This window comes from Halorubrum gandharaense (assembly GCF_054654575.1).
Map to the genome: position 1 here is coordinate 1,606,261 of NZ_BAAIET010000001.1, position 25,249 is coordinate 1,631,509.

Consider the following 25,249-nt stretch of genomic DNA (forward strand, 5'->3'; position numbering starts at 1 on the left):
TGGGTTTCCCTCCAGTTGCACGTATGCGGTGAACGGTGGTATAAGGGGGCGCAGGTTCCACATTACGGAGAATTCGACCCCGGATCGTCTGGATAGTTCAGTCCTTTAAATGGAGGGTGACGGGCGCCGACCCCCTGCTACTCGAACCGGATCTCGAATCGGGCGCCGCCCGCATCACCCGCCGTGACATCGACCTGCCACCCGTGCGCCTCCGCGATCTCGCGGACGATCGAGAGTCCGAATCCCGTTCCGTTCGCCGTGGTGGAGACGCCGGTGTCGAACACCCGCCCCCGGTCCGCTTCGGGAATTCCGCGGCCGTCGTCCTCGACGTAGAACCCCTCGACCGCGGGGCAGTCGCCGATCACGACGGCGATGGAGGGGTCGGCTCCAGCGGCCGTGTCAGGGACGCCGTGTTCCACGGCGTTCCGAAACAGGTTCTCGAACAGCTGGCGGAGTCGACCCGGGTCGGCCTCCACCGACCGGTCGGTGTGGACGCGGAGCGTCGCGCCGTCGGTCTCGACGTGCTCCCAGGCGCTCTCGGCCACCGCACGGAGCGCGACCGGTTCGACGTCGTCGATCGTCTCGCCGGCGAGCGAGAGCGACAGGAGGTCGTCGATCAGCGACTCCATGCGGTCGTGTGCACGCTCGACGGCTTCGAGGTGGGCACCGTCCCCGTCCGCCCGAGCGAGTTCGAGCCGCCCGCGGGCGACCCCGAGCGGGTTTCGGAGGTCGTGACTCACCACATCGGCGAACCGCTCCAGCCGCTGGTTCCGGTCGGCGAGCTCGTCCCGCTGCTGGCGGAGCTCGCGCTCGCGCTCGGCGGCGTCGAGGGCGGTCTCGACGGCGGTCGCGAGGATCCCGGCCAGCGACACCTCCGTCTCGTCGAACGCACCCGGTTCCGTGCCGCCGACGGAGATGGTGCCGTGGTCGCCAAGCGGGAGGATCAGCAGGCTTCGCAGCGGCGTGCCGGCGTCGACGGCGTCGTCCTGTCCGTGAATGTCGTCGTACACGCGGGTCTCTCCGGCCTCGTAGGCCCGCCAGTTGAGGCTGTTCCCCGACGGCATGAACGGCGACCGCTCGGGGAGCAGATCGTCGACGGGGCCGCTCTCCGCCACCGGAACCAGTCCGCCGACGTCCGGATCGTACAGCCGCACCAGCACGATGGAGAAGCCGAGGATCTCCTCCGCGGCCGCGACGGCGCGCTCGGCGACCGACGAGGGAGTTCGCTCCACCAGAAGGTCCCGGGTCGCCCGGTGGAGACGCTCCAGTCGACGCTCGCGCTCTAGCCGCTCCCGGTCCCGCTCGATTCGGTCGAGTGCGGCGGTGAGCGTCCGGGTCAGAATATCCGCCAGCGCGTCGTCCGTGTCGGTGAAGGCGTGCGCCGCCGGCGCGGAGATGATGAAGACGCCGTGCTCCCCGACGGGATGGACGATGACGCTTCCGGCGGGCGTCTCCTCGGTGATCTCGTCGCTCGCCGCCACGTCGTCGAGCCGGATCCGGTCGCCCGTCTCGAACACGTCCCAGACGAGCGCCGCGCGCGACCCCGGCGGCGCGCCGCGCTCGTAGCTCGGCGGCTCGTCGAACGCCTCGCCGACGGAGTCCGCGACGGCACCAGGTGCGATCCGGTCCTCATCCTCCTGTACCAGATGGAGCCCAGTCAGCGGCGCCCCGATCGCCTCGTCCGCGGCCGCCACCGCGATCTCCGCGGTTTCTTGCACGGTCCGCGTCAGCATCAGATCCCTGGAGTACTCCCGGAGGCGGTCGAGCTTCCGGTCACGGGTCACCCGCTCGGTCACGTCCTGGAACTTCGAGAACACGGCGACGGTCTCGCCGTCCTCGGTCAGCGCGCGATTGTGCCACTCACAGACGATACGCTCGCCGTCGTCCCGCCGGACGGCGTTGACCAGCTGCGTCGCGTCCTCCGCGTCGAGCAGCGCCTCGACGGTGTCCTCAACCCGGGGACGTTCGTCCGCCGGGACGAGCTCCGTCCACGACTTCCCACGAAGCTCGTCCTCCGTGTAGCCGAGGATTCGCTCGGCTCGGTCGTTCATCCGCACAACCCGGAACGAGTCGTCCCACTCGATCGCGCCGAGCGGCGACCGCTCGAAAAACAGCAAAAGCCGGTCGCGCTGCCGGGCAAGCTCGCGGCGGGACCGGTGGCTCTCGACGGCCTTCTCGATCCGGTTCGCGAGGAGCGCGTACTTGTCCGCGCCGCCCCCCTTCCGGAGGTAGTCCGTGACGCCGCTGGAGACGGCGTCGCCGGCGACCTCCTCGGACCCTCGCCCGGTGAACAGGATGAACGGGAGGTCGCCGTGTCGCTCCCGAACGACCTCGAGAAACGCGATCCCGTCCATCCCCGGCATCTCGTGGTCCGAGACGACGCAGTCGACCGGCTCGTCCGCGAGGACGTCGAGCCCGTCGGCGGCGCTCGACGCCGCGACGACCGACATCGACGGCTCCTCGCGCTCGAGGAACGCCGATACGAGCGTCGTGACCTCGGGGTCGTCGTCCACGTGGAGCACTCGGACGGGTTCGTTCATGTGGATGGGTATCAACCAGCAGGCAAAACGGTTTGGGTCGGGGATTTTCCGTCAAAAGTGACCGAAAGACGGGCGCGCGGGGAGTCGCTGGCGGGTGCGAGGGGAGTTGGCGGATGCGGAGGAAGTTTCGTGGGTCCGGTTACAACTCGTACAGCGCGCCGTACTTCTCCTCGACGTAGGCGGTGAACGCGTCCGCCGAGAAGTCGTCGCCCGTCGCGCGCTTCACCAGCTCGTTCGTCTCGTACCGGGAGCCGTGCCGGTGGACGTTCTCGGCGAGCCAGTCGTGGAGCGGGTCGAAGTCGCCGTCGGCGATATGGCCGTCGAGGTCGTCGATCTCCGCGTCGGCGGCCTCGTAGAGCTGGGCGGCCATCACGGAGCCGAGCGAGTAGGTGGGGAAGTAGCCGAAGTTGCCGTGGCTCCAGTGGATGTCCTGCAGACAGCCCTCGCTGTCCGTCTCCGGGCGGATGCCGAGATACTCCTCGTACTTGTCGTTCCACGTCTCGGGCACGTCCTCGACGTCGAGCTCGCCGCGCACGAGGTCGCGCTCGATCTCGAATCGAACGATGATGTGAAGATGGTAGGTGAGCTCGTCGGCCTCCACGCGGATCAGGTTGTCCTCGTACACCTGGTTGACAGCCTCGTAGGCGTCCTCGACGGTCGCCGCCTCGGTGCTCGGGAAGTGCTCCTGAAACGTCGGGAGGAACAGCTCCCAGAACGGCCGGCTGCGCCCGACGTGGTTCTCCCACAGCCGCGACTGCGACTCGTGGACCGAGAGGTCACGCGATTCTCCGAGGGGCGTCCCCCACTCCTCCTGCGGGAGCCCGAGGTTGTACTGTGCGTGCCCGTACTCGTGGATGGTGGAGCCGACGGCGCCGAGCGGGTCGGACTCGTCGAACCGGGTGGTCACCCGACAGTCGAACTGGTTGCCGGCGGTGAACGGGTGTGAGGAAACGTCGAGCCGGCCGCGGTCGAAGTCGTAGTCGAGCAGTTCGAGAATCTCTCGGGAGAGCTCCTCCTGCTGGTCTTCGGGGAACGTTCCCTCGAAGGTGTCGACGGCGAGCTCCTCGTCCGACTCGCGGATCGCGTCGATCATGGGGACGAGCGTCTCGCGGAGCTCCTCGAGGATCGCCTCGGCGCGCTCGATGGAGAGGCACGGCTCGTACTCCTCGAAGAGCACCTCGTAGGGGTCGCGGTCGGGGTCGATCCGCTCGGCGTACTCCCGCTTGAGCTCGACGTGTTTCTCCAGATACGGCGCGAACGTCTCGAAGTCGTCCTCGGCTTTCGCCTCCTCCCAGGCGCCGAGCGCCTCCGTGCTCGTCTCGGAGATCTCCTCGACCAGCTCGACGGGGACGGCGTCGGCGCGCTCGTACTCCCGACGGATCTCGCGGACGACGGCGGCCTGCTCGTCCGTGAGATCCGCGTCGGCGAGTTCGTCGAGCAGATCGCCGGTCTCCGCGTCGGTGACCATGTCGTGTTTGATCGACGACAGCGTCGAGAGCTGTTTCGAGCGGGCGGGAGTGCCGCCCTCGGGCATCATCACCTGCTGGTCCCAGCCCAATACGCCCGCGGCGCTACCGACGGTGTTCCAGCGGCGCGCGCGGTCGAGGAGGGCCTCGTACGCGTCCGGCGCGTCCGTTTCGGCGTCTTCCGTGGCTTCCGTTGCCATATCGCACCTGACGCCGCCCGCCTTAAGAAGCCGCCGACCGCGGACGGCGACCGCCGGCGACCGCGCTGGTCGTCGCTCGGGCGACGGACGAACGCGCCCCGAACGCGAGCTATTTCAGCCCGGCGCGGGTACCCCCGTTCAAGATGACCGACGACGACTTCATCGACCTTCGCTCGGACACCGTCACCCAACCCTCGGACGCGATGCGCGACGCCGCGGCGAGCGCCGAGGTGGGCGACGACGTGTACGGCGACGACCCGACCGTCAACGAGCTCGAACGCCGCGCCGCCGAGGCGGTCGGCAAGGAAGCTGCCCTCTACGTCCCCTCCGGCACGATGGGGAACCTGCTCGCGGTCCGCACCCACACCGAGCCCGGCAACGAGCTGCTGCTCGAACGGGAGGCACACATCTACCGCTGGGAGCTCGGCGGCGCCGCCCAGCTCGCGGGCGTCCAGACCCGCACGGTCGACGCCGGCGAGTCCTGCTGTCCGACGCCCGAGCAGGTCCGTGAGGGGCTGGTTGGAGAGGACCTTCACCGACCCGGAACCGGCCTGCTGGCGCTGGAGAACACCCACAACTACCGCGGCGGCGTCGCGGTGCCCAAATCGCGGATCGACGCGGCCGCCGAGGCGGCCCACGAGGCCGGCGTGCCGGTCCACATCGACGGCGCCCGCCTCTTTAATGCGAGCGTCGCGCTCGACACGCCCGCACCCGACCTCGTCGAGCATGCCGACAGCGTGATGTTCTGTCTCTCGAAGGGGCTCGGCGCCCCCGTCGGCTCGATGCTCGCCGGCTCGGAATCGTTCATCGAGTCGGCCCGTCGATCCCGCAAACTGCTGGGCGGGGGGATGCGCCAGGCCGGGATGATCGCCGCCCCCGGCCTCCTCGCGCTGGAGAACGTCGACCGCCTCGCCGACGACCACGCCAACGCCGCGCGCCTCGCCGCGGGGCTCGACGCGCTCGCGGGCGCCAGCGCGCCGGCGCCCGACACGAACATCGTCGTCGTCGACACCGAGGACGCCGGCGTGCCGGCCGGCGACCTCGTGGACGCCTGTGCGGACGCGAACGTCGGCGCCGTCGAGTTCGCGGAGTACACGACCCGCTTTACGACCCACCTCGGCGTGAGCGAGGCGGACGTGGAGACGGCACTCGACCGGATCACGGACGTGCTGGACGAGCCGCGCTAAGGAGTTGGCGGGCCGGCGAGTTGTCGGGTCGTCGAGTTACCGTTTTTCGGCTCCGTTGAAATCCTCAGCAGGTGACAAGTTCCGACCCGGTTGCGGTCTATACAGGGGACATACGTATTGTTCCGTACTCCAGAAAAATCAGATTCTGAGCAACTTCCATTATGCTACACCTATTTACATTAGCAAGTGAACTGCTGGTCAATGCCCTCCAAGATCGAAGACGTTGTCTTCAGTGAACCCGCTGGCGGACTGAACGCGTTCGTAATGTTTGCTGGTTCACTCGCTATGCTGAGTATCTACGTCTACTTCGACATTATACACGATGGCTCCTCCATCAGTTCGCTCATTATGGCGGTCGCATTTGCTCTGTCTGGATTCGCTGAGTCCCTTCCGACAGAACGAAAACGGATGGCAGGAGGATTGCGTCTTACCGCGATTCTCCTGTTACTCGGTCTAATCAGCCTCACTATCTTCGCTCCTGAAGTAATTCTCGGCCCACGGTAGGGGAACTATGCTCAATACGCAAGTCTCATCGACCAGTCGTTCCAAGCAAAAAACACATCTGAAGAATGAGGTTTAAATAGACCCCGTTTTCCGGATTACCGTATCGCCGTTTATCCGTCAGTCTGGAACTCGAATCGGGCGCCGCCGGATTCGCCGGCCATCGCCCGGACACCCCACCCGTGGGCGTCCGCGATATGGCGGCTGATCGCGAGCCCGAGTCCCGTCCCGTCCTCGCTGGTGGTGTAGCCGCTCTCGAACACCCGCTCGGCGTCCTCCCCGGAGAATCCCGCGCCGTCGTCCTCGACGTAGAACCCGGCCGAGCCGTCCGACCGGAACTCCGTGGCGCCGACGGTGACGGTCAGCGGCTCGGGGGTGGCGTCCCGACTCCCCGGCGGCATCGTGTCGCCGTCGCCGGACTCCGTCCGGTTGCTCGTGGAGCCGTGCTCCACGCTGTCGCCGGGCTTCGCCCGGCTGCTCGTCGAACCGTGCTCCACCGAGTTCCGAAAGAGGTTCTCCAGCAGCTCGCGCAGCCGGTTGGGGTCGGCCTCCAGCGTCCGGTCGTGCTCGACGCGGAGCTCGGCGCCCCCCGTGTCGACGCTCGCCCACGCCTCGCGGGCGAGGTCCGCCAGCGAGACGGTCTCCGTGTCCCCCACGACGCGACCCTCCCGGGCCAGCGCGAGCAGGTCGGAGACCAGCTCGTCCATCCGGTCGAGCGCGGCGTCGACGCGGTCGAGGTGTTCGAAGTCCTCCGTTTCGCGGGCGAGGTTGGCGTACCCCTTCGCGACGGACAGGGGGTTCCGGAGGTCGTGGGAGACGATGGAGGAGAACTCGTCGAGCTGCTCGTTCTGCCGGCGGAGCGCCGCCTCCCGCTCGCGCCGTTCCGTCACGTCGGTGTAGATGGCGTACCCCGAGAGGTTCTCCGCCTCCAGCTGGAGCGGAATCACGTGGAGGATGAAGTGGCGGTTGCCGTCGGCCGTGCGGCGGGTTACCTCCCGGCGGACGTTCTCGCCCGCCTGGAGCTTGCGGTTGAGCTCGTCGGCCTCCTCGATCGCCGCCTCGGCGGGCGGGACGATGTAGTCGTCGACGGACTCGCCGACGACCGTCTCGGCGTCGTAGCCGAACACCGTCTCGAACGCGGAGTTCACCCGGCGGACGATGGGGTCGCCGTCGACGTAGTCGTACTCGACGGCGGCGTCCGGGACGTTCTCGAACAGCGCGACCAGCCGGCCGTGTTCCGTCCGGAGTTCCTCGTCGGCACGGAGACGGGCGAGCGTCTCCTCCAGATGGGAGGCGAGCAGTTCGGCCAGTTCGAGGTCGGCGTCGGCGAACGCGTCCGCGTCGGTCGCAACCGCCTGAAACACGGCGTCGCTGCCGACCGGGACGGCGATCGACGCCGAATACTGGTCGTGGTCGAGGTCGGTCAACAGATGGGAGTCGCCGCTGGCCACCGTCTTGCCGGCGACACCCGCTCCCATCCGGACCCGGTTGCAGTCGTCGAGCGTCAACCCCGAGGAGCTGGCGACCGGCTCCACCCACTCCCCGTCGACGACGCCGATGGTGCAGTGGTGAAACGAGAACACCTCCTCGGCGATGCCGATGGCGGTGTGGTACGCCTCCTCCGCCGAGTGCGCGCTCGCCAGCCGCGCGGCGCCCGCGTGGAGCCGCTCGATGCGGGCCGGGTCGGTACGAGGCTCGTCCCGAGTCGGTTCCGACGAACGGCTGTGAAGCCAGCGGATCTGCGCGCCGACCGCACCGGGTTCCGTGGCGACGGCGTCGACGACGGGTGCGGTGGCGACCGGGCCGGCAGGGTCGTCGACCAGTGCGACGACCGGAACGCCGGCGTCGCTGGTTGCGACGCGGTCGACGCCGGCGAGGTCGACGACCACGAGCGCGGCAGCGTCGCCCACGTCCGTTTCCTCGTCGTGTGGGTCGACGAGCATCGCGTGATCGACGTTGAGTACGGTGGCTGGATCCGCCGTGTCGACCATCGAGAACAGCCCGTCGGCCGATCCGCCGGCGGACGCGAGTACGACGGCTGTTCGGTCCGAGTGCACGTTCCCCACGAGTTGGATGTTAGTGGCGGACGGCGAACATAACGATTTCGGTGCGGGAATCAACGGTGGGAGTCGGTCGACGTCCGCGGGAGTGGATCCCGAGAGGACGCCGGCACCTCGCCGACGCACGACGCGCAACCGCCCCGCACGACGCTGGCGCGAACGTGCGAGGACGGCCCGGAACCCTTTTAGACGAATACGGACCACAACGTGGTAATGAGCGATCTCGAAGCGGAGTACCGCCTCGACTACTTTGAGGAGGAGGGGTTCGTCCGGAAGGAGTGCCCCGACTGCGGCGTGCACTTCTGGACGCGCGACGCCGACCGCGAACTGTGTGGCGAGCCGCCGTGTGCGGACTACAGCTTCATCGACGACCCCGGCTTCCCGGAGTCGTACTCCCTCACGGAGATGCGCGAGGAGTTCCTCTCCTTCTTCGAGGAGCACGGCCACACCCGGATCGACCCGTACCCGGTCGCCGCCAACCGCTGGCGCGACGACGTGCTGTTGACGCAGGCGTCGATCTACGACTTCCAGCCGCTCGTCACCTCCGGGGAGACGCCCCCGCCGGCGAACCCTCTCACCATCTCACAGCCCTGCATCCGAATGCAGGACATCGACAACGTCGGCAAGACGGGCCGACACACGATGGCGTTCGAGATGATGGCCCACCACGCGTTCAACACGCGTGAGGACGCCGAGAAGGAGTACGCTTACGAGGGCGAGGTGTACTGGAAGGACGAGACGGTCGAGTACTGCGACAAGCTGTTCGAGAGTCTCGGCGCCGACCTCTCGGAGATCACCTACATCGAGGACCCGTGGGTCGGCGGCGGCAACGCCGGTCCCGCCATCGAGGTCATCTACAAGGGCGCCGAGCTCGCCACGCTCGTCTTCATGTGCATGGAGCAGGACCCCGACGGCGAGTACGAGATGAAGGACGGCAACACGTACTCGTTCATGGACACGTACATCGTCGACACCGGCTACGGGCTGGAGCGATGGACGTGGATGAGCCAGGGGACCGCCACGGTGTACGAGGCGGTGTATCCCGAGGCCATCGACTTCCTAAAGGAAAACGCCGGCATCGAGCACACCGAGGAGGAACGGGAGCTGATCCACCGCGCCGCCAAGCTCTCCGGCCGACTCGACATCGACGACGTGGACGACGTGGAGGCCGCCCGCGGCGACATCGCCGAGAAGCTCGGCGTCGACGTCGAGGAGCTCCGCGAGCTGGTGGAGCCGCTGGAGAGCATCTACGCGGTCGCCGACCACTCGCGCACGCTGGCGTACATGTTCGGCGACGGGATCGTCCCCTCGAACGTCGGCACGGGCTACCTCGCGCGGATGGTGCTCCGCCGCACCAAGCGGCTGGTCGACGACGTGGGGATCGACGCGCCGCTCGACGAGCTCGTCGACATGCAGGCCGAGCGGCTCGGCTACGAGAACCGCGACACGATCCGCGAGATCGTCCGCGTCGAGGAGCGAAAGTACCGCAAGACGCTGGAGCGTGGCCGTCGCAAGGTCGAACAGCTCGCTGACGAGTACGCCGGCACCGACGAGCCGATCCCCGTCGAGACGCTCATCGAGCTGTACGAGTCCCACGGCATCCAGCCGGACATGGTCGAGGAGATCGCCGCCGACCGCGGCGCGACCGTCGACGTCCCCGACGACTTCTACGCGCTCGTCGCGCAGGAACACGAGGAGGGCGGCGAGGACACCGCCGACGTTGTCGACGAGCGGCTCGACGACCTTCCGGAGACGGAGAAGCTCTACTACGACGACCAGGACCGAACGGAGTTCGAGGCCGTCGTCCTCGACGTGCTTGACCGCGGAGAGGCGGGGGAAACGGAGGACGGAACGAAAGGGATGTACGACGTGGTGCTCGACCAGACGATGTTCTACCCCGAGGGTGGGGGCCAGCCCGCCGACCGCGGTCAGCTCACCGCGGGCGAGACGACCGTCGAGGTGACCGACGTGCGGGAGGTCGACGGCGTCGTGCTCCACCGAACCGACGCGGACCCCGGCAAAGGCGAGTTCGTGCGCGGGCAGGTCGACGGCGAGCGCCGCAATCGGCTGATGGCCCACCACACCGCCACGCACCTGATCGGCCACGCGGCCCGCGAGGTGCTCGGCGACCACGTTCGGCAGGCCGGCGCCCAGAAGGGGCTCGACTCCTCCCGGCTCGACGTGCGCCACTTCGAGCGGATCACCCGCGAGGAGGTCAAGGAGATCGAACGCGTCGCCAACGAGCTCGTGCGCGACAACGTCGCCGTTCGTCAGGAGTGGCCCCACCGCCACGAGGCCGAGGCCGAACACGGCTTCGACCTCTATCAGGGCGGCGTGCCGCCGGGCACCAACGTCCGGCTCATTCACGTCGGTGACGCCGACGTGCAGGCGTGTGCCGGCACCCACGTCGAGCGCACCGGCGACATCGGCGCGATCAAGGTGCTGAAGACGGAGCCCGTTCAGGACGGCGTCGAGCGGATCGTCTTCGCCGCCGGTGACGCCGCCGTCGAGTCCACCCAGCGCACGGAGGACGCGCTGTACGACGCCGCCGACGTGCTCGACGTGGACCCGCAGGACGTGCCCGACACCGCCGAGCGCTTCTTCGAGGAGTGGAAGGCGCGAGGCAAGGAGATCGAGGATCTGACCGAACAGCTAGCCGAGGCCCGCGCGTCCGGCGGCGCCGACGCCGAGGAGGTCGACCTCGACGGCATCACCGTCGTCGTCCAGCGGCTCGACGGCGACGCCGACCAGCTCCGCGCGACCGCCAACGCCCACGTCGAGGACGGGAAGGTCGCCGTCATCGGCAGCGGCGCCGGCGACTCCGCCAGCTTCGTCGTCGGCGTCCCCGACGACGTCGGGATCAACGCCGGCCAGGTCGTCTCCGAGCTCGCCGCCCGCGTCGGCGGCGGGGGCGGCGGCCCCCCGGACTTCGCACAGGGCGGCGGCCCGAACGCCGACGCGCTCGACGAGACGCTGGAGGACGCCGTCGACGTGCTGCGACAGGTGCAGGACGTATAAGCGGGGGTTAGAGGCTTTTAAGCGAGTTGAGCGGTGAGCGCGACGGCGAACGCCTTCGACGTCTCCGGCGACTCCTTATAAGCGATTGAGTGAATCGGAGCGACGACGACCACGGAGAACGGCTTCAAAGTCCCTGCCGGCACCTTATAAGTGGTTGGCATCGTTGCGGGAGTGAGCACGACGGCGAACACCTCCCAAAGCCCCAGCCGGCGACGACTCGGGGGTTCCGGAAGACGGTCCGGCTCGCTGCGCTCGCCGGCTGCGACTTCCGTCGTCCCGCTCGCGCTGCTCGCGGGACACTCGCTGCGCGCTTCGCTCACTGCGTTCGCTGCAGTGCTTACTTCGTCCACCGTCGCCCTCGCCGGCTGCCCCTTTGAGTCCCACCCCGCACAGCACCGCATCCGCCCTCACGCCTCCCCAGCCTCGGCCGGCGGCGGCCGCGGGACCGCACCGCCGCGGCCGCCGCCGACCTCCCTCGCGCGCCGGCTTGCGCCCGCTGGGCGCTCGCCGGGCGCGCCACCGCATCGTAGTCTCTTATAAGCGGTCAGCGCTGCCGCTACGCAACTGATAAACGAGAGAAGTCGGGGTGCGGCTTACTTGCCGCGACGGCGGTCGCCGCCGATCGAGGGGCGGGTCTTCTCCGTGCCCTTGCCGCGCTTGCGCTGACCGCGGCCCTTGGTGCCGGCCGAGGTGAGCCCACGGAACGCGCGACCCTTGTGGTCGTCCGAGCAGATCCAGTTGAGGTCGTCGTCGTTCTCGATGGCGGGGTGGTTGGGGTCCACGAGAATGACCTCGTGCCACTTCTGGGAGCCGTCCTCACCGACCCAGTAGGAGTTGAGCACGCGCAGGTTGCGGTACTTCCGCGAGGCGCGCTCCTCCGCGATGCGCTGGATCGACTTGCGGCGCGAGAGCCGGTTGACACCCTGCCGCTTCGACCGGCGACCGGCCTTGTGTCGCTGCTTGCGCGAGCCACCCTTGCGGACGCTCACGCGGGCAACGATGACGCCCTGCTTCGCCTTGTAGCCCAGCTCGCGGGCCTTGTCGAGACGGGTGGGGCGCTCGATGCGCTCGATGGCGCCCTCGTTGCGCCAGTCCTGTTTTCGCTGCCACTGCAGCTCCGCGAGCTTCCCCTCGTCGGGGGACCGCCATGCCTCCTTGATGTGCGAGTAGAAACTTCGTGCCATGGGTTGTGTCCACGGACGTTTGCGATTCAGCCGACGAGCGGCCACATTTCGTCTCGTCCCGGGGCGACCGACGCCGACCCGGCGGCGAGTGCCCGCTGGACGTCCGTACCAGCGAGTTACCCGATTTTCACGGCGGTCGCCCTTAAACGGCTCGTTCCAGCGAGCGCGTGCGAACTGGTCGCAATCGGCATCTCACCACCCTACGCCCACGTCGCGGCGTCGATGATCTCCGCGATCGCGTGGTTCTCGGGCGAACAGCAGATCTCGCCGAGGCGGTCGATGTCGATCCGACCGTCGCTCACGCGGGCGAGCCCGCGCGCCTTCGAGACGGTGTCGCCGTACGACATCGGCTTCTCGGGCTCGCCAAGGGGCGCCTCCACGAACCGCTCGGAGCGCTCGCCGGCGACCTCGACGACGACGCGAGCGGTCCACTCGTCGGGGAACCGCGCTTGCACCGACTCGTCGGTACCCACGTCGACGGCGTCCATGACGCTCTGAAACGCAGGATCCTCGAACAGCGGCGGCGCGTCCAGCCGGCCGGCGCCCCGGAGGAACGGCTCCGCGCCGGCCTCGCCTTCGGTCAACGCGAGCGCGGCGGCGAACGGCCCGGAGAACTGGCAGTCGACGAAGTTCTCGGGGCGACGCTTCGCCGCGATCGGGTCGCCGGTGAGCCGGACGCCGGCCGCGGGGATCCGCACGTCGACGGCGTCGATCTCGTCCGAGTCAAAGGTGTCGCCGTGGTCTTCGACGATATCGAGCAACCCGTCGATCGCGGCGTGGAGGTAGCGACAGCAGGGATACGGCTTGAGTCCGGTCGCCGCGACGGCGTCCGCCTCTAACCGGTCGAGCGCGTCGAAGTTCGGGTCGTCGGTGTAGCTCGCGAGGAAGCCGTACTCGCCCTCGATCGGATCAGCAGCGCCGCGGAAGCCGGCGGCCGCGAGCGCGGTCGCCTCCACTGCCCGGCGAGCGGCGAGCCCGGGGTGGAGCCGCTTGTTCCACGCGCCGTTCTCCAGAAACTGGAGGCTGCCGGCCGCCTGCGAGCCGTTGATCCCGAACGCGTCGACCAGCTCCGCGACGGTGAGTCCGCGGACGACGGCCGCCGCCGCGGTCGCCCCGAACGTGCCGCAGGTGGCGGTGATGTGGAACCCGCGGCCGTAGTGGGCGTCCGGGTTGACGAGCATCCCCATCGTGCAGGCCACGTCGTAGCCGGCCGCGACCGCGTCGAGGAACTCGCCGGTCGAGGCGCCCGTCGACTCCGCGACGGCGAGGGCCGCGGGGATCACGGGCGCCGCGGGATGCAGCGAGGAGGCGAGATGGGTGTCGTCGAAGTCCAGACTGTGTGCGAGCGTCCCGTTCGCGAGCGCGGCGTCCGCCGGCGCGAGCCGCTCGCCGGTCGGGATCACGGTGGCGAGGCCGTCGTCGTCCGCTCCCTCATCGGCAACGGACGAGGCTTCCGTCGTTCCCGCCGCTCCCGCAAGCTCACGAACGCCGCCGAGCACCGCCGGCGTGGACTCGGCACCCCCGGCACCGCCCACGGCGACGGCGAGAAAGTCGAGCAGGTGTTGTGGTAGCTCCGGGCGCTCTCCCGTGGTACAGAGCGCGTGTTCCGCGAGGCGACGAGTGGTCTCTCCCATACCCGCCCTGTCACGGGCACACAAATCAGTGTTGGCGTCGCGGCGAGGTTGGGGTGTGGTCTGCGGGAGGCGGGTGATGGGTGGTGCTCGGACGCGGCGCAGGGCGCTCGCCGAGCGCCTGTTCGGCGTCTCGGAGGGGATTTAAGTAATCCTTGAAGAATACCCGTGTATGCCCAAGATAAGCGTGGAGATCCCCGGCGAGCTGCTGGCGGACCTCGACGAGCACGTCGGCGACGACGGCAAGTACGTCAACCGCAGCGACGCCGTGCGCGCGTCGATCCGGAAAAACCTCGACATCCTCGACGAGATCGACGAGCGTCACGGTCGGCTGGAGGACGACGGGACGGACGGCACGGATGAGTGAAGCGGCCTCAAAGGGCGGAGACGCCGGAGGTACCGCACCCGCTGCGCTCGGTCCCGACGACCCGCTCGCGCGCGCCGAGATCGCCCGAATCGGGCTGGCCGCGCTGTTCGTCACGGCGCTGGTGACCGCGCAGTTGGTCGCCGCGAAGCTGCTGGCGCTCCCGCTGCCGTTCGAGCTGCCGGCGGTCGGCGCCGCCCTCATCCTCCCCGGCGGGGCCGTCGCCTACGCCGTCACGTTCCTCGCGTCCGACTGCTACGCGGAGCTGTTCGGCAAGCGAGCCGCGCAGGTGATGGTGAACGTGGCGTTCGCGATGAACTTCGTGATGCTCGGGCTGCTCGCCTCGGCGCTGTGGGCGCCCGGCGCCGACCCCGAGTTCGCCGACACGTTCGCCGCCGCGCTCTCGCCGACCGCCAACATCGTGGCCGGGAGCCTGCTGGCGTACCTGCTGAGCCAGAACTTCGACGTGGTGGCGTTTCACCGAATTCGCGAGTACACCGACGGAAAGCGGCTGTGGCTCCGGAACGTCGTCTCGACGAGTGTGAGCCAGGCGCTCGACACCATCGTCTTCGTCGGCGTCGCATTCGCGGTCGCGCCCACGGTGTTCGGGATCGGCTTCGCGCTCCCGGCCGGGGAGATCCTCGCGCTGATCGTCGGCCAGTATCTCCTGAAGCTGCTGATCGCCGTGGTCGACACACCCGTCGTCTACCTGATCGTCGGATGGGTGCGGAACGACTGAAAAAGAGGCGGGAGCGGAGGACGTCACCGGCGCACTTTTAAACGGCGCTACCCGTCGTCGCTGTCGCCGCCGCGTTCGCCGTCGTTTTCGTCCTCGTCGTCGACCAGCTCCGCGAAGCCGAACTTCGGCTTGAGGTCGTCGACGACGACCTCGACGGTGTCGCCGGCCTCGGCGCCGGGGACGAACAGCGAGTAGCCCTCCAGATACGCGATGCCGTCGCCCTCGTCACCCTCGTGTTCGATCTCGACGGTGAGGCGGTCGCCCTCCTCGACGGGCGCCGTGATGCGCCCTTTCCCGACGAGGAACACCTCGCTGGAGGCGTCGCGGGAGGCCTCCGGCGACATCGCCCGCACGTACTCGAAGTGCTCGCTCACCTCCTCACGGAAGTCGTGGAGGTCCTCGCCCTGGAACACCTTCACGACGAAGTGGCCGCCGGGCGCGAGGAACTCCTCGGCGACCTCGAACGCCTGCCGCGCGAGGTGGACCGACCGCGCGTGGTCCAGCGAGTACTCGCCCGTCATGTTCGGCGCCATGTCCGAGACGACCACGTCGGCCTTCTCGTCGCCCATTGCCTTTCCGAGGTAGTGCTGGGTGCGCTCGTCGGTCATGTCGCCGCGGAGCGTCTCCACGTCGTGGTCGTCGAGGTCGTCGATCCGCTGGAGGTCGACGCCGATGACGGTGCCCTGCTCGCCGACCTCCTCGGCGGCGACCTGCAGCCACCCGCCGGGAGCGGCTCCGAGGTCGACGACCGTGTCGCCGCGCTCGAACAGCTCCTCCGCCTCATCGATCTGCTGCAGCTTATAGGACGCACGGCTCCGGTAGCCCTGCTGTTTCGCCCGATTGTAGAACTCGTCTTTCCCACCCATTTGGCTGTCGTAGACGCTCCGGCCGTTTATCGGCGTCGCTCGCCGTCGGCCGAGCGGCTGTGAACGCCCCACAGGCGGTCGTCGTCGGCTGCCCCACCATCACCGTCCGGCATCTCCTCGTGAATCTCGAACCCGAGGCCCTCGTAGAACCCCCGGAGGTCCGCGTCGAACTCCGCCGTCACATGGTCGGTTTCGGGGTCAGCCGCCGCCCCGCGGACGGCGGCGGTCACGAGCGCCGACCCGATGCCGCGAGCGCGACGGGCGCGTCTCACCGCGACCGCGTCGATGTGCAGTCGGGGGGGATCGTCGTCGGGTCGCGTTGCGACGAGCGCGCCTGCGACCGCGTCCGGGCGTTCCTCGCGCGTCGCACGCGCGACGAACAGGGTTCCGGCCGCGATCCGGGCTCCGAGGTCCACGCTTCCGAGTTCGAGCATCGCGGCGTCGAGGATGCGGCGAACGTCCAGTTCGTCGTCCGGTGTTGCGGGCTCGACGACCACGCCTGCGGGCGGGTCGGCGGAGGGAAGGGGGTCGTCGCTCACGCGAACTTGTCGAGCTCCGCAAGCAGGTCGTCGACGCTCGGGCGGTCGTCGAGGGTGTCGCCGGCGTGGCGCCACAGCGTCTCGGGCGGACCCCGCAAGTCGACCAGCACCGCCATCGGGTGCCGGCCGAGCAGGTCCACCCGCCGACCGAGCGGGCCGAAGCTGGTCGGCTGGTCGAAGCGCTCGGCGAGCGCGCCGTCGGCGTCCGCCACGACGGGATGCGGGCTCCGCCGGTCGGCGGCCCACCGGTGGGCGCGCTCGCGGGTTTCGGGGAGCACGGAGACGACCATCGCGTTCCGCGCCTCGAACGCCTCGAACCGCTCGGCGACCGCGTCCGCCTGATTCCGGCAGTTGCCACAGAGGTAGTCGCGGTGGAACAGCAGCACGGCGAGGTCGGCGTCGAGCTCCGAGAGAGTCAGCGGGTCGGGGCCGGGCCCCCCGTTCGGCAGGGTGAAGTCGGGGTCGGCGGGCGGCGGCGAGTCCGCCCCCCTCACCGGCCACCACCCTTTATCAGGCGAAGCAGGGTGACGCGCTCGGCGTCCACCTCGCGGTCGCCGGGCACGGGCGAGCCGTCGACCAGCACCGACGCCTCCTGCGGGTGAAAGCCCGCCTCCCGAACCAGCTCCGCGTACGTCGCGTCGTCGGCGACCGAACACGACAGCTCCTCGCCGCCGACCACCTCGACCGTCACGTCCATGCCCGCGATACGGCACTCGGCCGGGTTAATCGCTCGGTCCGCCCGCGGAAGAAGGCGAGCGGGTGAGCGTGGGATCGGGAGCCGACCACCACGACCATCCACCGTGGCGCGCGCGAGAAACGCGCGCGAGGGAGGCGGGAGCGCGCCGGCGAGCGGTGCGGTTCCGCCGGCGTGCTCTCCGCCGAGGCTGGGGAGGACTGAGGCTGCGGTTGCGGGGCTGTGCGGGGTGGGTGGGACTCAAAGGGGCAGCGGCGGGGCCGACTGGCAGGAGGCCCCGAAAGCGAGCGGCGTAGCCGCGAGCCAGCTCCGGGACGACGGGCGACGCAAGCACTCAAAAGGCCGGGCGGTGCTGAAAGGCCTTTTATGCGCGCAGCGAGGGTCCCGCGAGCAGCGAGCCGGACCGTCTTCCGGAACCCTCGACCGGAGCCGGCTGGGGCGTTGGAGGTGTTCGCCGTCGTGCTCACCGCACCAACCGCTTATCAGGAGCCGGCTGGGACGTTGCCGGTCGTGGTCTCCGCGCTCGCCGTCGCATTCTCCACGCCAACCATTTAAAAGGAGCCGACGGCGCCGTCGCGTTCGTCGTACACGCCGCAATCTGCCCAGTACTACGCGTACGCCTCGTACTCCTCGCCGAACAGCACGAAGTAGCCGACTCCCACCATCCCGACCGCGGAGGCGAGCCCGAACGCGAGCGTCGGGCTCCCGGCCACGGAGAGGTCCGTCGCCGGCACCGAGAAGCCGCCGTAGATGAGGCCGCCGAGCGCCGCGCTCGGGATCACGACCGTGTTCCGAACGAGGTAGTACGACCCCGACACCCGGCCGCCCGTATCGCGCTCGGCGGGGCCGACGATCAGCGCCTTATGCGCGGGTAACCCCGCAAAACGGAGCCCGGAGAACGCGAACAGGAGCCCGACCACGAGCGCGTCCGCGGGCGCGTTGATCAACAACACGGGGAAGATCGCGTAGACGAGAAAGCCGAGTCCGACGACGGGTTTGAGCCCGACGGACTCCGCGAGCCGCGCGGCCGGCGGCATCGAGACCAGCGCGACGAGCATCTCGATCGCCAGCAACACGCCGAAGAACACCGCCGGCGAGAGGGTGATGGGACCAACCTCCAGCCCCACGCCGAGGAACTGGACGACGACGATCACGAAGAAGACGTACACCATCCCGTTGGCGAACCGCACGAGGGTGTCGGCGATAAGCAGCGGCCGAAGCTCGGGCGGGAGCGACCGGAGGTCGTCGACGACCTCCTGGGCGCCCTCGAACTGCTTGCCGAGCGTGTCCTCGCTGGCGTCGTAGAGGACGTGCTGGGCGACGGTGGCGACGACGCCGGCGAGCAGCCCGACCGCGAGCACGTACTGGAACCCGACCGTGAAGTCGACGAAGACGTACAGCATGCCGGCGGCGATGAGGGGGCCGAGCAGGAACGCCGAGCGCCGGAACACCTCCGTGCTCGCGAACCCGCGCGCGAGCCGGTGTGGCGGGACGGACTGCTTGACGATGGCGTACGTCGCGCCGAGGCCGAACGACTTCCACGCCTGCGCGAGAAAGAGGCCGACGAAGATCCAGATCCAGGGTTCGAGCACGACGCCCGCCACCGTGATCGTCCCGAGGTTCGGCGCGACCAGCCAGACGGCGAACCCGAGCGAGGAGAGGAGCCCGAACAGCGTGAGCGCGTAGCGCGACCCGATCCGGTCGGAGAGCCGTCCGCCGGGGTACGGGTAGACGGCGCCGATCACGTTGCCCACGGTGCCGAACATGCCGATCACGAAGGCGCTCGCGCCGAGCGCGGACAGATACTCCGGGATGTACCGGTTCGTCATCTGAAAGCCCAGACTGAACGCGAACATCGAGAGCGACAACACCAGCACGTCCCGCTCCAACGAGAGGAACTGGCGGAACGGGTCCAGGAAGTCGACGCCGTCGTCCGCGGCCGGCTCGCCGTCGTTCATGTGCGGATCCTCCGTCGAAACCCCCTTCAACGCACCGGTCATCGAAGGAGCGAGCGACGCGCTGGAAACGGATCGGCATGGGTCACGGTATCGGAACGGTGCGGGTGGGTAGTGAGTTCTTTACTGTGTGTTTTCATATTAGAACATCCACAATACCACAACGGTAATACAATTCTTGTTTAATATTGTCGGCCTATTCTAGGAATATGGAGGAAAGCGTTGCACACTACGTTGCAGAGCACCCCAAAATGGCTGGCGTCCTGTTCACCACGCTGCTGCTGTTGTCGCAGTCAGCGCCCGTCGCGGCGAACGCGATGAAGTCGTGTCCTGGACCGTGAAGTTCTAACGACGCGATAGTTCCTTCAGCGGGACCAGTTCATCACTCCACGTGAGCGTTCCATCGTGAAAAACGGGGAGCAGTTCCGACTGGAGCCATCCCTCCAGCTGTTTGGATGTCACGTCCGATAGCTGTACTTCCGCTGGGACAGTATAGTTCGTCGCATGGCCCGCAATCGCCGGCGCAGTGAGAGTACCGACGCCGTACGGACCGTTCGGATAGCTGTTGATAGCTAGCGACCACGACCCGTCAGTTTCCGACCGGATGCTGGCGACGACCGCCACGCCACTCCGACTCTGACAGATCGTGGTTGCGCCGTCTCCGACGACGATATACTGGTGACCGGTTATCAGCTCCTGCTTGGCGACGTGGAGGGCGATCCGTAAGTTGAAGCCGCCGTTCATCAGTCGAGCGATGATCCGCCCCAACCGGGTCGCCGGCGTGTTCGCAACGTCGGAGAGCGTGACGATCCCGCCACGGGCGCCGAGCGAGACCAGCGACTCTCCCTGCCGATACGACTGGCAGGCATTGAGTAGGAACGCGCTGATTCCCACGTCGAGGCGCTCGCTCGTGAGGTCGAGGAACCCGTCCAGACACTGCATCCCGCGCTCGTCAACGTGGCCGATGTAGTGGAGAAAGTCCACGTCTTCACGGAGCGCACCTCGCATCTCCTCGCGTGTGAGGTCGTGGCGAACAGCAATGTCGAACTGCACCATGTCACGGAGCCCGTAGAGCTCGGCGACGTCACCCTCCTCGCGCATCTGCTCGTCGTTACACACCACGAGCACGGAGATCCGCGACTGGCCGACCGCGTCCGCCCGCAACCGCCGATGATACGCCTCCAGCGTCGTCTTGTTGGCGCCGAGGGGGACACCGTCGCCGACCCAGGCGTGTTCGGTGGTGCTGACGGGGTCCGGCTCGATGAAGTCAGCGTCGTCCGGGGTGAACCCCGTCGACCGACCGCTTCCGGTAGTTCGTGTCCCCGACTCCGCAGGACCGCGGGCGACGAGACCGTCAGCCGCCGGCGCCCGGAAGAACTCCGAGACGTGGTCCGGATCGGACTCGGGTCCGGACTCGGGATCGGGCGTCCCACCTCGCCGATCCGGCGAGCGGATCAACGAGAGTTCGCCGGCAACGAACGGGAGCAGCTCCAGATTCCCCGGATCCGGACGGATGTCGGTCGTGAGGGTCCACTGTGGCAGTTCCGGTTCGATGCGCTCGAACGGAACGTCGAGGTATTCGCCGAGGCGCTCGGCGAGCGGGAGGTTGTAGAGCCGCTCCCAGTCGAGGTCGAGCCCGGTTGTCTCCCGCTCGTGAAGGGTGACCGGGTAGAATCCTTCCGTCCGGGTGATACAGTCGAGGTAGAACGACTGGCGGAGCACGTTCGCCGTCGTCGCCTCGAAATCGGGGCCGAGCGGGTACTCCCACCCGTCCCCCTCGATCCGCGGGTGCTCGCCGGACACCACCTCCGCGGCAAAGTAGTAGGCGAGCGAGACGACCGGGTAGAGGTACTCGAACGCCGGCGGGATCACGATCCGGATGCCGCTGTCGAGCGGCTCGACGCGGTCGGGAACCGAGAACGTCTCACCGGGCTCGATCAGCGGCGGATGGCCGCGGAGGGTGGGAAACGAGCGCTCCGGACTGGTCGTCGACAGCGAGGAGCCGAGCAGGGAGACGGCGTCCATCACCGACGCGGGATCGGTCGGCGTCGTGATCGTGCCGGCGGGCACCTGATGAAGCGACCGAAACCCGAGCGCCACCTCGGTACACCCGTCGAATTCGACGATCGTGGAGCCGCCGGTCGTCCGGACGGAGAACCCCGCCTCGAAGGAGAGGTACAGCTTGGTGGGCGCGGGATCGACGCCGACGTGGTAGTCGCCGGCTCGTAACGCGAAGTCGTCACCGCGCATGCGCATCTCCCCGTCCGCGCCGTGGACGGTGAGCACGGCGTCTCTGGGTATCTCGATCCACCTTGCCGCAACGGTGACGCTGGCATCGACCGGGAAGTAGTGGTCCGTCAGCGGGGCGGGCTCCGGATCGACGGACCGGTCGGTGTACACCTCGAACTGCGCGTTTTCGATGTGGTCGGTGACGACGAGCCCGGCGTCGTCACGGAGCGGAGCGATGTCGATGCTCATTGTGGAAAGCGGTGCGTCTCGTGTGCCCGGAAGCATCCGTCTCGGCGCCCGGCGGCGACCGGCGGCACCAATCCCGACGCCCGCACCGCGTTCGTCGATGAAATGGTTCGCCGATCGCCCCGATAAAGCTTGTGTCGCCGGGGGTGACGGTCCCGACCGAATCGATAAAGGGACCACCCGACGAATCACCGCCAATGATCACGCTGGGAACGGCGGCCGCGGCGCCGGGCGAGACGGACACCGGGCGCCTCGAAGTCGGGGAGACGCGGGACGGCAGTCCCGTGAAGCTCCCCGTGGCCGTCGTCAACGGAGCGGCCGACGGGAAGACGCTGTACGTGCAGGCGGTGAGCGACGGCGACGAGCTCAACGGGCTCGGCGTCGTCAACCGGGTGTATCCCCGGCTCGACCCGGCGGAGCTGTCGGGAACGGTGATCTTCGTCGGCATCGTCAACTACTTCGCGTATCAGGTGGCCGAACACCGGAACCCGATCGACGACCGGAAGATGAACCGGGGGTACCCTGGCGACGCGAGCGGGACGACGAGCGAGCGGATCGCGAACGCGACGTTCGACGTTGCGAGCGACGCGGACCTCATTCTCGACCTCCACCAGGGCTCCACGAGTCGGATGATCAACGAGACGCGAGTGCGGTGCGGCTCCCGGCACCGTCTCCACGGCGACTGCCTTCGGCTGGCGAAGGTGTTCGATTGTGGGCACGTCCTCGACGTGAAGGGGCCCGACGGCCAGCTCGCTCGCGCGGGCCCGGACGAGGGGGTTCCCACGATAGACCCGGAGCTCGGCGGCTGCGTCGGCTGGGACGAGGAGTCGATCCAGTACGGCGTCGAGGGAACGTTCAACGTGCTTCGCCACTACGGCTTCCTCGACGGAAAGGTGGAGCTGACCGAACAGACCCGCGCCCGCGGGTTCGACCAGCACGGGGCGCCCGCCGGCGGGCTCGTCCGATTCGAGCGGGAGCTCGGCGAGCGCGTCGAGACCGGCGACGTGCTATTCCGCGTCGAGAGCGTCTTCGGCGAGATGAAGGGCCGCGTCACGGCCGACTCCGACGGGATCTTCTGGCGCTCCCGCCGGCTTCCGCAGGTCGCTGAGGGCGAGTACGTCTGCTCCGTCGCCACTGACGTGGACAGCTATTGATGGGCGACGCTGACGGCCACGACGACGCCCGCCTGCTCCGCTGTCCCGACTGCAACGAGACGTTCCGCGACCGCTGGCGCTGCACCTGCGGTGCTCCGTTGCGGTTCGCGGAACCCCCGATTCCGGACGGGCCGGCGCCCGACCCCGCGGCGTTCGACGCCCGCGACGGACTGTGGGCGTTCGACGACTTCCTCCCCGTCGGCGACGACCCCGCCGACCGGGTGACGCTCGGCGAGGGACTGACGCCGCTCGTGGATGCCCCCGACTGGAACGCTGCGTTCAAACTGGAGTACGTCTTCCCCACCGGCTCGTTCAAGGACCGTGGTGCGACGACGACGCTCACCCGTGCCCGCGATCTCGGCGTCGAGCGCGTCGTCGAGGACTCCTCGGGCAACGCCGGCGCCGCGATCGCGACCTACGCCGCCCGTGCGGGGATCGACGCCGAGATCTACGTCCCCGCCAATGTCAAGGAGTCGAAGCTGGCGGCGATCCGTCGCGCCGGCGCGGAGCCGGTCCGCATCGAGGGGAGTCGACAGGACGTGACTGACGCGTGTGTTGACGCGCTCAATGATGCCGTACCGAATCAGGACGCCCCCGACGGCCACTCGTCGGACCAAGACGCCCCCGACGGCCACTCGTCGGACCAAGACGCCCCCGACGGCCACTCGTCGGACCAAGACGCCCCCGACGGCCACTCGTCGGGGGCGTGGTACGCCAGCCACGCTTGGAACCCCGCCTTCTTCGAGGGGACGGCGACGTTCGCCTACGAGGTCGCACTCCAGCGCGACTGGGAAGCGCCCGACGCGGTGGTCACCCCGCTCGGCCACGGCACGCTGTTTTTGGGCGCGTACTGGGGATTCCAGCGGCTCAAGCAAGCGGGCTGGATCGACGAGCTCCCCCGACTGTACGGGGCACAGGCGGCCGGCGTCGCGCCCGTCGTCCGCGAACTTCACGGACCCGACGCGGCCGATCCCACAGGACGGGTCAACGACGCTGCGGACGGCATCCAGATCGCGGAGCCGGTGCAGATCGACGCGATCCTGGAGGCGGTTCGGGAGACCGGCGGCGACGCGCTCGCCGTCACCGAGGCCGACGCGGAGCAGGAGCTCGACCGCCTCCATGCCGCCGGCTTCTACACCGAGCCGACCTGTGCGGTGGCGCCCGCGGCGCTCCGCGAGCTCCGCGATCGCGGAGCGATCGACCCGGACGAGGACGTGGTGGTGCCGTTGACGGGTAGCGGGTTGAAGACGTAAGGCGGGTCACCGCTCCGGGTGGGTTGGTGCGTCGAACCCGCCCCTGATAAGCGGTTTCGCCACGTGCCGGCGGGCGCTCGGCGGCACCTCGTACCATCCCTCCGAAAGCTCGCGCTCGATCGGACGGTCGACCTTGCCGGGCGCATCCGTGCCACAGTCGCGACACCGGTAGCCCTGGTCGCGGCCGGCCGACTCCATCGACCGGCCACAGTCGGGACAGGACGGGACGGCGGGCTCCGTGCGGACGAGGTCGTGGACCGCGAACTTCTCCAGTTTGAGCGTTCGATCGCCGTCGTCGCGCACCTCGAACTCTCCACAGACCGTGAGTCGGTCACCCGGACGAAGGGCGCGAACGCGGTCGCGGAATCGGCCGGTGGGCTTGAACGCGACGCCGGTGAGGGACGCGCCGCCATCGGCGTCCGCCGAGTTGGGTTCGTCGGGCGCCGCCAGCCCGACCACGACGTGGCCGCCCTCGCGCGTTTCGGGCGCGCGTGCGACGATCGCAGCCACGCGGTAGCCTGCGCCGTCGCGGAGGTCGCCGATCCGCCCGGGTTCGAGGTGGGCGTCGGTCCCCTGATTGGTGAGGAACGTCGCCGCGCGGTCGACGGGCTCGCTTTCGATGTCGGCCGCAACTCGCCGGCAGGCGTCGGGGTCGTCGCCGCGGATCCCGTGGAGGATCGGGCCGGGGGCGTTCGGGACGCAGACGACGGCGCCAGTCCCCCGGTCGACCGTGTCCCACACGCGGGGATAGCCGGCGTCCGCGGCGTCGAAGACGGTGTCCGCGTCCACCTCACGGGGCGTGCCGCAGCGGTCGAACTCGCGGTAGGAGATGTGCTCGACCGTCCAGTCGTCGAAGGCGGCCGGGGCGCCGACGGCGGCGAGCGCGCCGATACGACCACGGCCCTCGACGTCGGCGGTTGCATCCTCGGGATCCCCACCCGTTCCGAATCCGGCGTGCCGGAATCCGCACTCGTCGGCGAGGGCGGTCGCGTCGTCCAGCGAGAGTCGCTCGCGCATCGCCCGCCGGGCGAAGTCGGCGACTGGCTCGGGGATCGGTGAGGTGGCAGGAGTGAAGGGGTCGCCGCCGGCGTCGCAGTCGGCGACGACGACGCCCGGCGAGGTTCGGGGGTCGTCGACGACGGCGTACTCGCGAATCAGGTCGGCGGCCGTCTCGAAGGCAACCTCTGGGTCGCAGTCGACGTGGAGGGCGACGCTCGCGTTGCCGCGCGTTTTGTGCTTCACGGCCGGGTTGAGCCGGACGAGGATCCGCCGGCGCACGCGGGCGTCGGCCGCGGCTTCGAGCCGCTCGGCGAGCAGTGTCGCGACGTAGGTGGTACAGAGCCCGCCCGTGCGCGAGTCGGTGTCGTCGACGGCGACGATGGTCACGCCCGACGTTACCGGTGCGTGCGGAAGCCGGTTTCGG

At 68.9% G+C, this 25,249-nt stretch carries 22 protein-coding genes; 9 read left to right on the forward strand and 13 right to left on the reverse strand.

Annotation, left to right across the window (positions count from 1 at the left end):
* Positions 1-137: 137 nt before the first annotated feature.
* Both ACYQ07_RS07665 and ACYQ07_RS07670 read right to left on the reverse strand, forming a co-directional pair.
* Positions 138-2,540, reverse strand: a complete 2,403-nt coding sequence (locus tag ACYQ07_RS07665) for a receiver/sensor box histidine kinase (RefSeq protein WP_459879430.1) — start codon at positions 2,538-2,540, stop codon at positions 138-140.
* Positions 2,541-2,679: 139 nt separating this feature from the next.
* Entirely contained in the window at positions 2,680-4,206 is a 1,527-nt protein-coding gene (locus ACYQ07_RS07670) for a carboxypeptidase M32 (RefSeq protein ID WP_459879433.1), read from the reverse strand.
* 143 nt (positions 4,207-4,349) lie between these two features.
* On the opposite strand from ACYQ07_RS07670, the gene ACYQ07_RS07675 reads away from it, so the two are divergent.
* Together ACYQ07_RS07675 and ACYQ07_RS07680 are read left to right on the forward strand one after the other, a co-directional pair.
* The gene (locus tag ACYQ07_RS07675; protein ID WP_459879436.1) at positions 4,350-5,393 is read left to right on the forward strand and encodes a threonine aldolase family protein; all 1,044 of its coding nucleotides are present in this window, start codon (positions 4,350-4,352) and stop codon (positions 5,391-5,393) included.
* Positions 5,394-5,594: 201 nt separating this feature from the next.
* A complete protein-coding gene (locus ACYQ07_RS07680; RefSeq protein WP_459879439.1) occupies positions 5,595-5,897 on the forward strand; it encodes a DUF8011 family protein in 303 nt (100 codons plus the stop codon).
* A 110-nt stretch (positions 5,898-6,007) separates the two neighbouring features.
* On the opposite strand, the gene ACYQ07_RS07685 is transcribed toward ACYQ07_RS07680, so the two are convergent.
* Positions 6,008-7,951: an ATP-binding protein gene (locus tag ACYQ07_RS07685; RefSeq protein ID WP_459879442.1), complete on the reverse strand. Its 1,944-nt coding sequence runs from the start codon at positions 7,949-7,951 to the stop codon at positions 6,008-6,010.
* 216 nt (positions 7,952-8,167) lie between these two features.
* Here ACYQ07_RS07685 and alaS point away from each other — a divergent pair, with 216 nt between their 5' ends.
* Positions 8,168-10,972: an alanine--tRNA ligase gene (gene alaS, locus ACYQ07_RS07690; RefSeq protein ID WP_459879445.1), complete on the forward strand. Its 2,805-nt coding sequence runs from the start codon at positions 8,168-8,170 to the stop codon at positions 10,970-10,972.
* 17 nt (positions 10,973-10,989) lie between these two features.
* Here the strand turns inward: alaS and ACYQ07_RS07695 are convergent, their stop codons facing one another.
* The 3 genes from ACYQ07_RS07695 to ACYQ07_RS07705 form a co-directional block, all read right to left on the reverse strand.
* Positions 10,990-11,322, reverse strand: coding sequence for a hypothetical protein (locus tag ACYQ07_RS07695; RefSeq protein ID WP_459879448.1), 333 nt, complete (start codon positions 11,320-11,322; stop codon positions 10,990-10,992).
* Positions 11,323-11,565: 243 nt separating this feature from the next.
* Positions 11,566-12,156, reverse strand: a complete 591-nt coding sequence (locus tag ACYQ07_RS07700; RefSeq protein ID WP_459879450.1) for a 50S ribosomal protein L15e — start codon at positions 12,154-12,156, stop codon at positions 11,566-11,568.
* Between the two features lie 200 nt (positions 12,157-12,356).
* The gene (locus ACYQ07_RS07705) at positions 12,357-13,790 is read right to left on the reverse strand and encodes an MmgE/PrpD family protein (protein ID WP_459879453.1); all 1,434 of its coding nucleotides are present in this window, start codon (positions 13,788-13,790) and stop codon (positions 12,357-12,359) included.
* A 169-nt stretch (positions 13,791-13,959) separates the two neighbouring features.
* On the opposite strand from ACYQ07_RS07705, the gene ACYQ07_RS07710 reads away from it, so the two are divergent.
* Entirely contained in the window at positions 13,960-14,154 is a 195-nt protein-coding gene (locus tag ACYQ07_RS07710) for a ribbon-helix-helix domain-containing protein (RefSeq protein ID WP_459879455.1), read from the forward strand.
* A complete protein-coding gene (locus ACYQ07_RS07715) occupies positions 14,147-14,890 on the forward strand; it encodes a queuosine precursor transporter (protein ID WP_459879458.1) in 744 nt (247 codons plus the stop codon). The genes ACYQ07_RS07710 and ACYQ07_RS07715 overlap by 8 nt, the downstream gene beginning before the upstream one ends.
* Positions 14,891-14,937: 47 nt before the next feature.
* On the opposite strand, the gene ACYQ07_RS07720 is transcribed toward ACYQ07_RS07715, so the two are convergent.
* Genes ACYQ07_RS07720 through samp2 form a run of 4 tightly spaced genes read right to left on the reverse strand, consistent with a single transcriptional unit; the run spans position 14,938 to position 16,992 of the window.
* The gene (locus tag ACYQ07_RS07720; RefSeq protein ID WP_459879461.1) at positions 14,938-15,756 is read right to left on the reverse strand and encodes a 23S rRNA (uridine(2552)-2'-O)-methyltransferase; all 819 of its coding nucleotides are present in this window, start codon (positions 15,754-15,756) and stop codon (positions 14,938-14,940) included.
* Between the two features lie 26 nt (positions 15,757-15,782).
* Entirely contained in the window at positions 15,783-16,295 is a 513-nt protein-coding gene (locus ACYQ07_RS07725; protein WP_459879463.1) for a GNAT family N-acetyltransferase, read from the reverse strand.
* The gene (locus tag ACYQ07_RS07730) at positions 16,292-16,789 is read right to left on the reverse strand and encodes a peroxiredoxin family protein (protein ID WP_459879466.1); all 498 of its coding nucleotides are present in this window, start codon (positions 16,787-16,789) and stop codon (positions 16,292-16,294) included. Before ACYQ07_RS07730 ends, ACYQ07_RS07725 begins: the two co-directional genes overlap by 4 nt.
* Complete coding sequence (gene samp2 / locus ACYQ07_RS07735) at positions 16,786-16,992, reverse strand: ubiquitin-like small modifier protein SAMP2 (RefSeq protein ID WP_459879469.1); 207 nt, start codon at positions 16,990-16,992, stop codon at positions 16,786-16,788. Before samp2 ends, ACYQ07_RS07730 begins: the two co-directional genes overlap by 4 nt.
* 363 nt (positions 16,993-17,355) lie before the next feature.
* Between samp2 and ACYQ07_RS07740 the strand changes: the two genes are divergently transcribed.
* The gene (locus ACYQ07_RS07740) at positions 17,356-17,544 is read left to right on the forward strand and encodes a hypothetical protein (protein WP_459879471.1); all 189 of its coding nucleotides are present in this window, start codon (positions 17,356-17,358) and stop codon (positions 17,542-17,544) included.
* 53 nt (positions 17,545-17,597) lie between these two features.
* Here the strand turns inward: ACYQ07_RS07740 and ACYQ07_RS07745 are convergent, their stop codons facing one another.
* Complete coding sequence (locus tag ACYQ07_RS07745) at positions 17,598-18,947, reverse strand: MFS transporter (protein WP_459879473.1); 1,350 nt, start codon at positions 18,945-18,947, stop codon at positions 17,598-17,600.
* 206 nt (positions 18,948-19,153) lie between these two features.
* On the opposite strand from ACYQ07_RS07745, the gene ACYQ07_RS07750 reads away from it, so the two are divergent.
* A complete protein-coding gene (locus ACYQ07_RS07750) occupies positions 19,154-19,285 on the forward strand; it encodes a DUF7503 family protein (RefSeq protein WP_459879476.1) in 132 nt (43 codons plus the stop codon).
* Between the two features lie 4 nt (positions 19,286-19,289).
* Here ACYQ07_RS07750 and ACYQ07_RS07755 read toward each other — a convergent pair whose 3' ends face one another.
* Positions 19,290-21,422 carry a CHAT domain-containing protein gene (locus ACYQ07_RS07755; RefSeq protein WP_459879479.1) on the reverse strand — a complete coding sequence of 711 codons (2,133 nt, stop codon included), beginning with the start codon at positions 21,420-21,422 and terminating at the stop codon, positions 19,290-19,292.
* Positions 21,423-21,616: 194 nt separating this feature from the next.
* Between ACYQ07_RS07755 and ACYQ07_RS07760 the strand changes: the two genes are divergently transcribed.
* The gene (locus ACYQ07_RS07760; RefSeq protein WP_459879482.1) at positions 21,617-22,573 is read left to right on the forward strand and encodes a succinylglutamate desuccinylase/aspartoacylase family protein; all 957 of its coding nucleotides are present in this window, start codon (positions 21,617-21,619) and stop codon (positions 22,571-22,573) included.
* Positions 22,573-23,826 (forward strand): threonine synthase, encoded by a 1,254-nt coding sequence (locus tag ACYQ07_RS07765; RefSeq protein WP_459879485.1) that lies wholly within the window; start codon positions 22,573-22,575, stop codon positions 23,824-23,826. Before ACYQ07_RS07760 ends, ACYQ07_RS07765 begins: the two co-directional genes overlap by 1 nt.
* Before the next feature lie 6 nt (positions 23,827-23,832).
* On the opposite strand, the gene ACYQ07_RS07770 is transcribed toward ACYQ07_RS07765, so the two are convergent.
* A complete protein-coding gene (locus ACYQ07_RS07770) occupies positions 23,833-25,212 on the reverse strand; it encodes a TiaS agmantine-binding domain-containing protein (RefSeq protein WP_459879488.1) in 1,380 nt (459 codons plus the stop codon).
* Positions 25,213-25,249: the final 37 nt, after the last annotated feature.

Bases quoted from the DNA above. Each gene is read 5' to 3' on its own strand.
- ACYQ07_RS07700 (WP_459879450.1), bottom strand. From the start codon at position 12,156: ATGGCACGAAGTTTCTACTCGCACATCAAGGAGGCATGGCGGTCCCCC.
- ACYQ07_RS07745 (WP_459879473.1), bottom strand. From the start codon at position 18,947: ATGAACGACGGCGAGCCGGCCGCGGACGACGGCGTCGACTTCCTGGAC.
- ACYQ07_RS07665 (WP_459879430.1), bottom strand. From the start codon at position 2,540: ATGAACGAACCCGTCCGAGTGCTCCACGTGGACGACGACCCCGAGGTC.
- ACYQ07_RS07710 (WP_459879455.1), top strand. From the start codon at position 13,960: ATGCCCAAGATAAGCGTGGAGATCCCCGGCGAGCTGCTGGCGGACCTC.
- alaS (WP_459879445.1), top strand. From the start codon at position 8,168: ATGAGCGATCTCGAAGCGGAGTACCGCCTCGACTACTTTGAGGAGGAG.
- ACYQ07_RS07675 (WP_459879436.1), top strand. From the start codon at position 4,350: ATGACCGACGACGACTTCATCGACCTTCGCTCGGACACCGTCACCCAA.
- ACYQ07_RS07760 (WP_459879482.1), top strand. From the start codon at position 21,617: ATGATCACGCTGGGAACGGCGGCCGCGGCGCCGGGCGAGACGGACACC.
- ACYQ07_RS07765 (WP_459879485.1), top strand. From the start codon at position 22,573: ATGGGCGACGCTGACGGCCACGACGACGCCCGCCTGCTCCGCTGTCCC.
- ACYQ07_RS07715 (WP_459879458.1), top strand. From the start codon at position 14,147: ATGAGTGAAGCGGCCTCAAAGGGCGGAGACGCCGGAGGTACCGCACCC.
- samp2 (WP_459879469.1), bottom strand. From the start codon at position 16,992: ATGGACGTGACGGTCGAGGTGGTCGGCGGCGAGGAGCTGTCGTGTTCG.
- ACYQ07_RS07705 (WP_459879453.1), bottom strand. From the start codon at position 13,790: ATGGGAGAGACCACTCGTCGCCTCGCGGAACACGCGCTCTGTACCACG.
- ACYQ07_RS07740 (WP_459879471.1), top strand. From the start codon at position 17,356: ATGCGCGCAGCGAGGGTCCCGCGAGCAGCGAGCCGGACCGTCTTCCGG.
- ACYQ07_RS07720 (WP_459879461.1), bottom strand. From the start codon at position 15,756: ATGGGTGGGAAAGACGAGTTCTACAATCGGGCGAAACAGCAGGGCTAC.
- ACYQ07_RS07680 (WP_459879439.1), top strand. From the start codon at position 5,595: ATGCCCTCCAAGATCGAAGACGTTGTCTTCAGTGAACCCGCTGGCGGA.
- ACYQ07_RS07670 (WP_459879433.1), bottom strand. From the start codon at position 4,206: ATGGCAACGGAAGCCACGGAAGACGCCGAAACGGACGCGCCGGACGCG.
- ACYQ07_RS07755 (WP_459879479.1), bottom strand. From the start codon at position 21,422: ATGAGCATCGACATCGCTCCGCTCCGTGACGACGCCGGGCTCGTCGTC.
- ACYQ07_RS07750 (WP_459879476.1), top strand. From the start codon at position 19,154: ATGGAGGAAAGCGTTGCACACTACGTTGCAGAGCACCCCAAAATGGCT.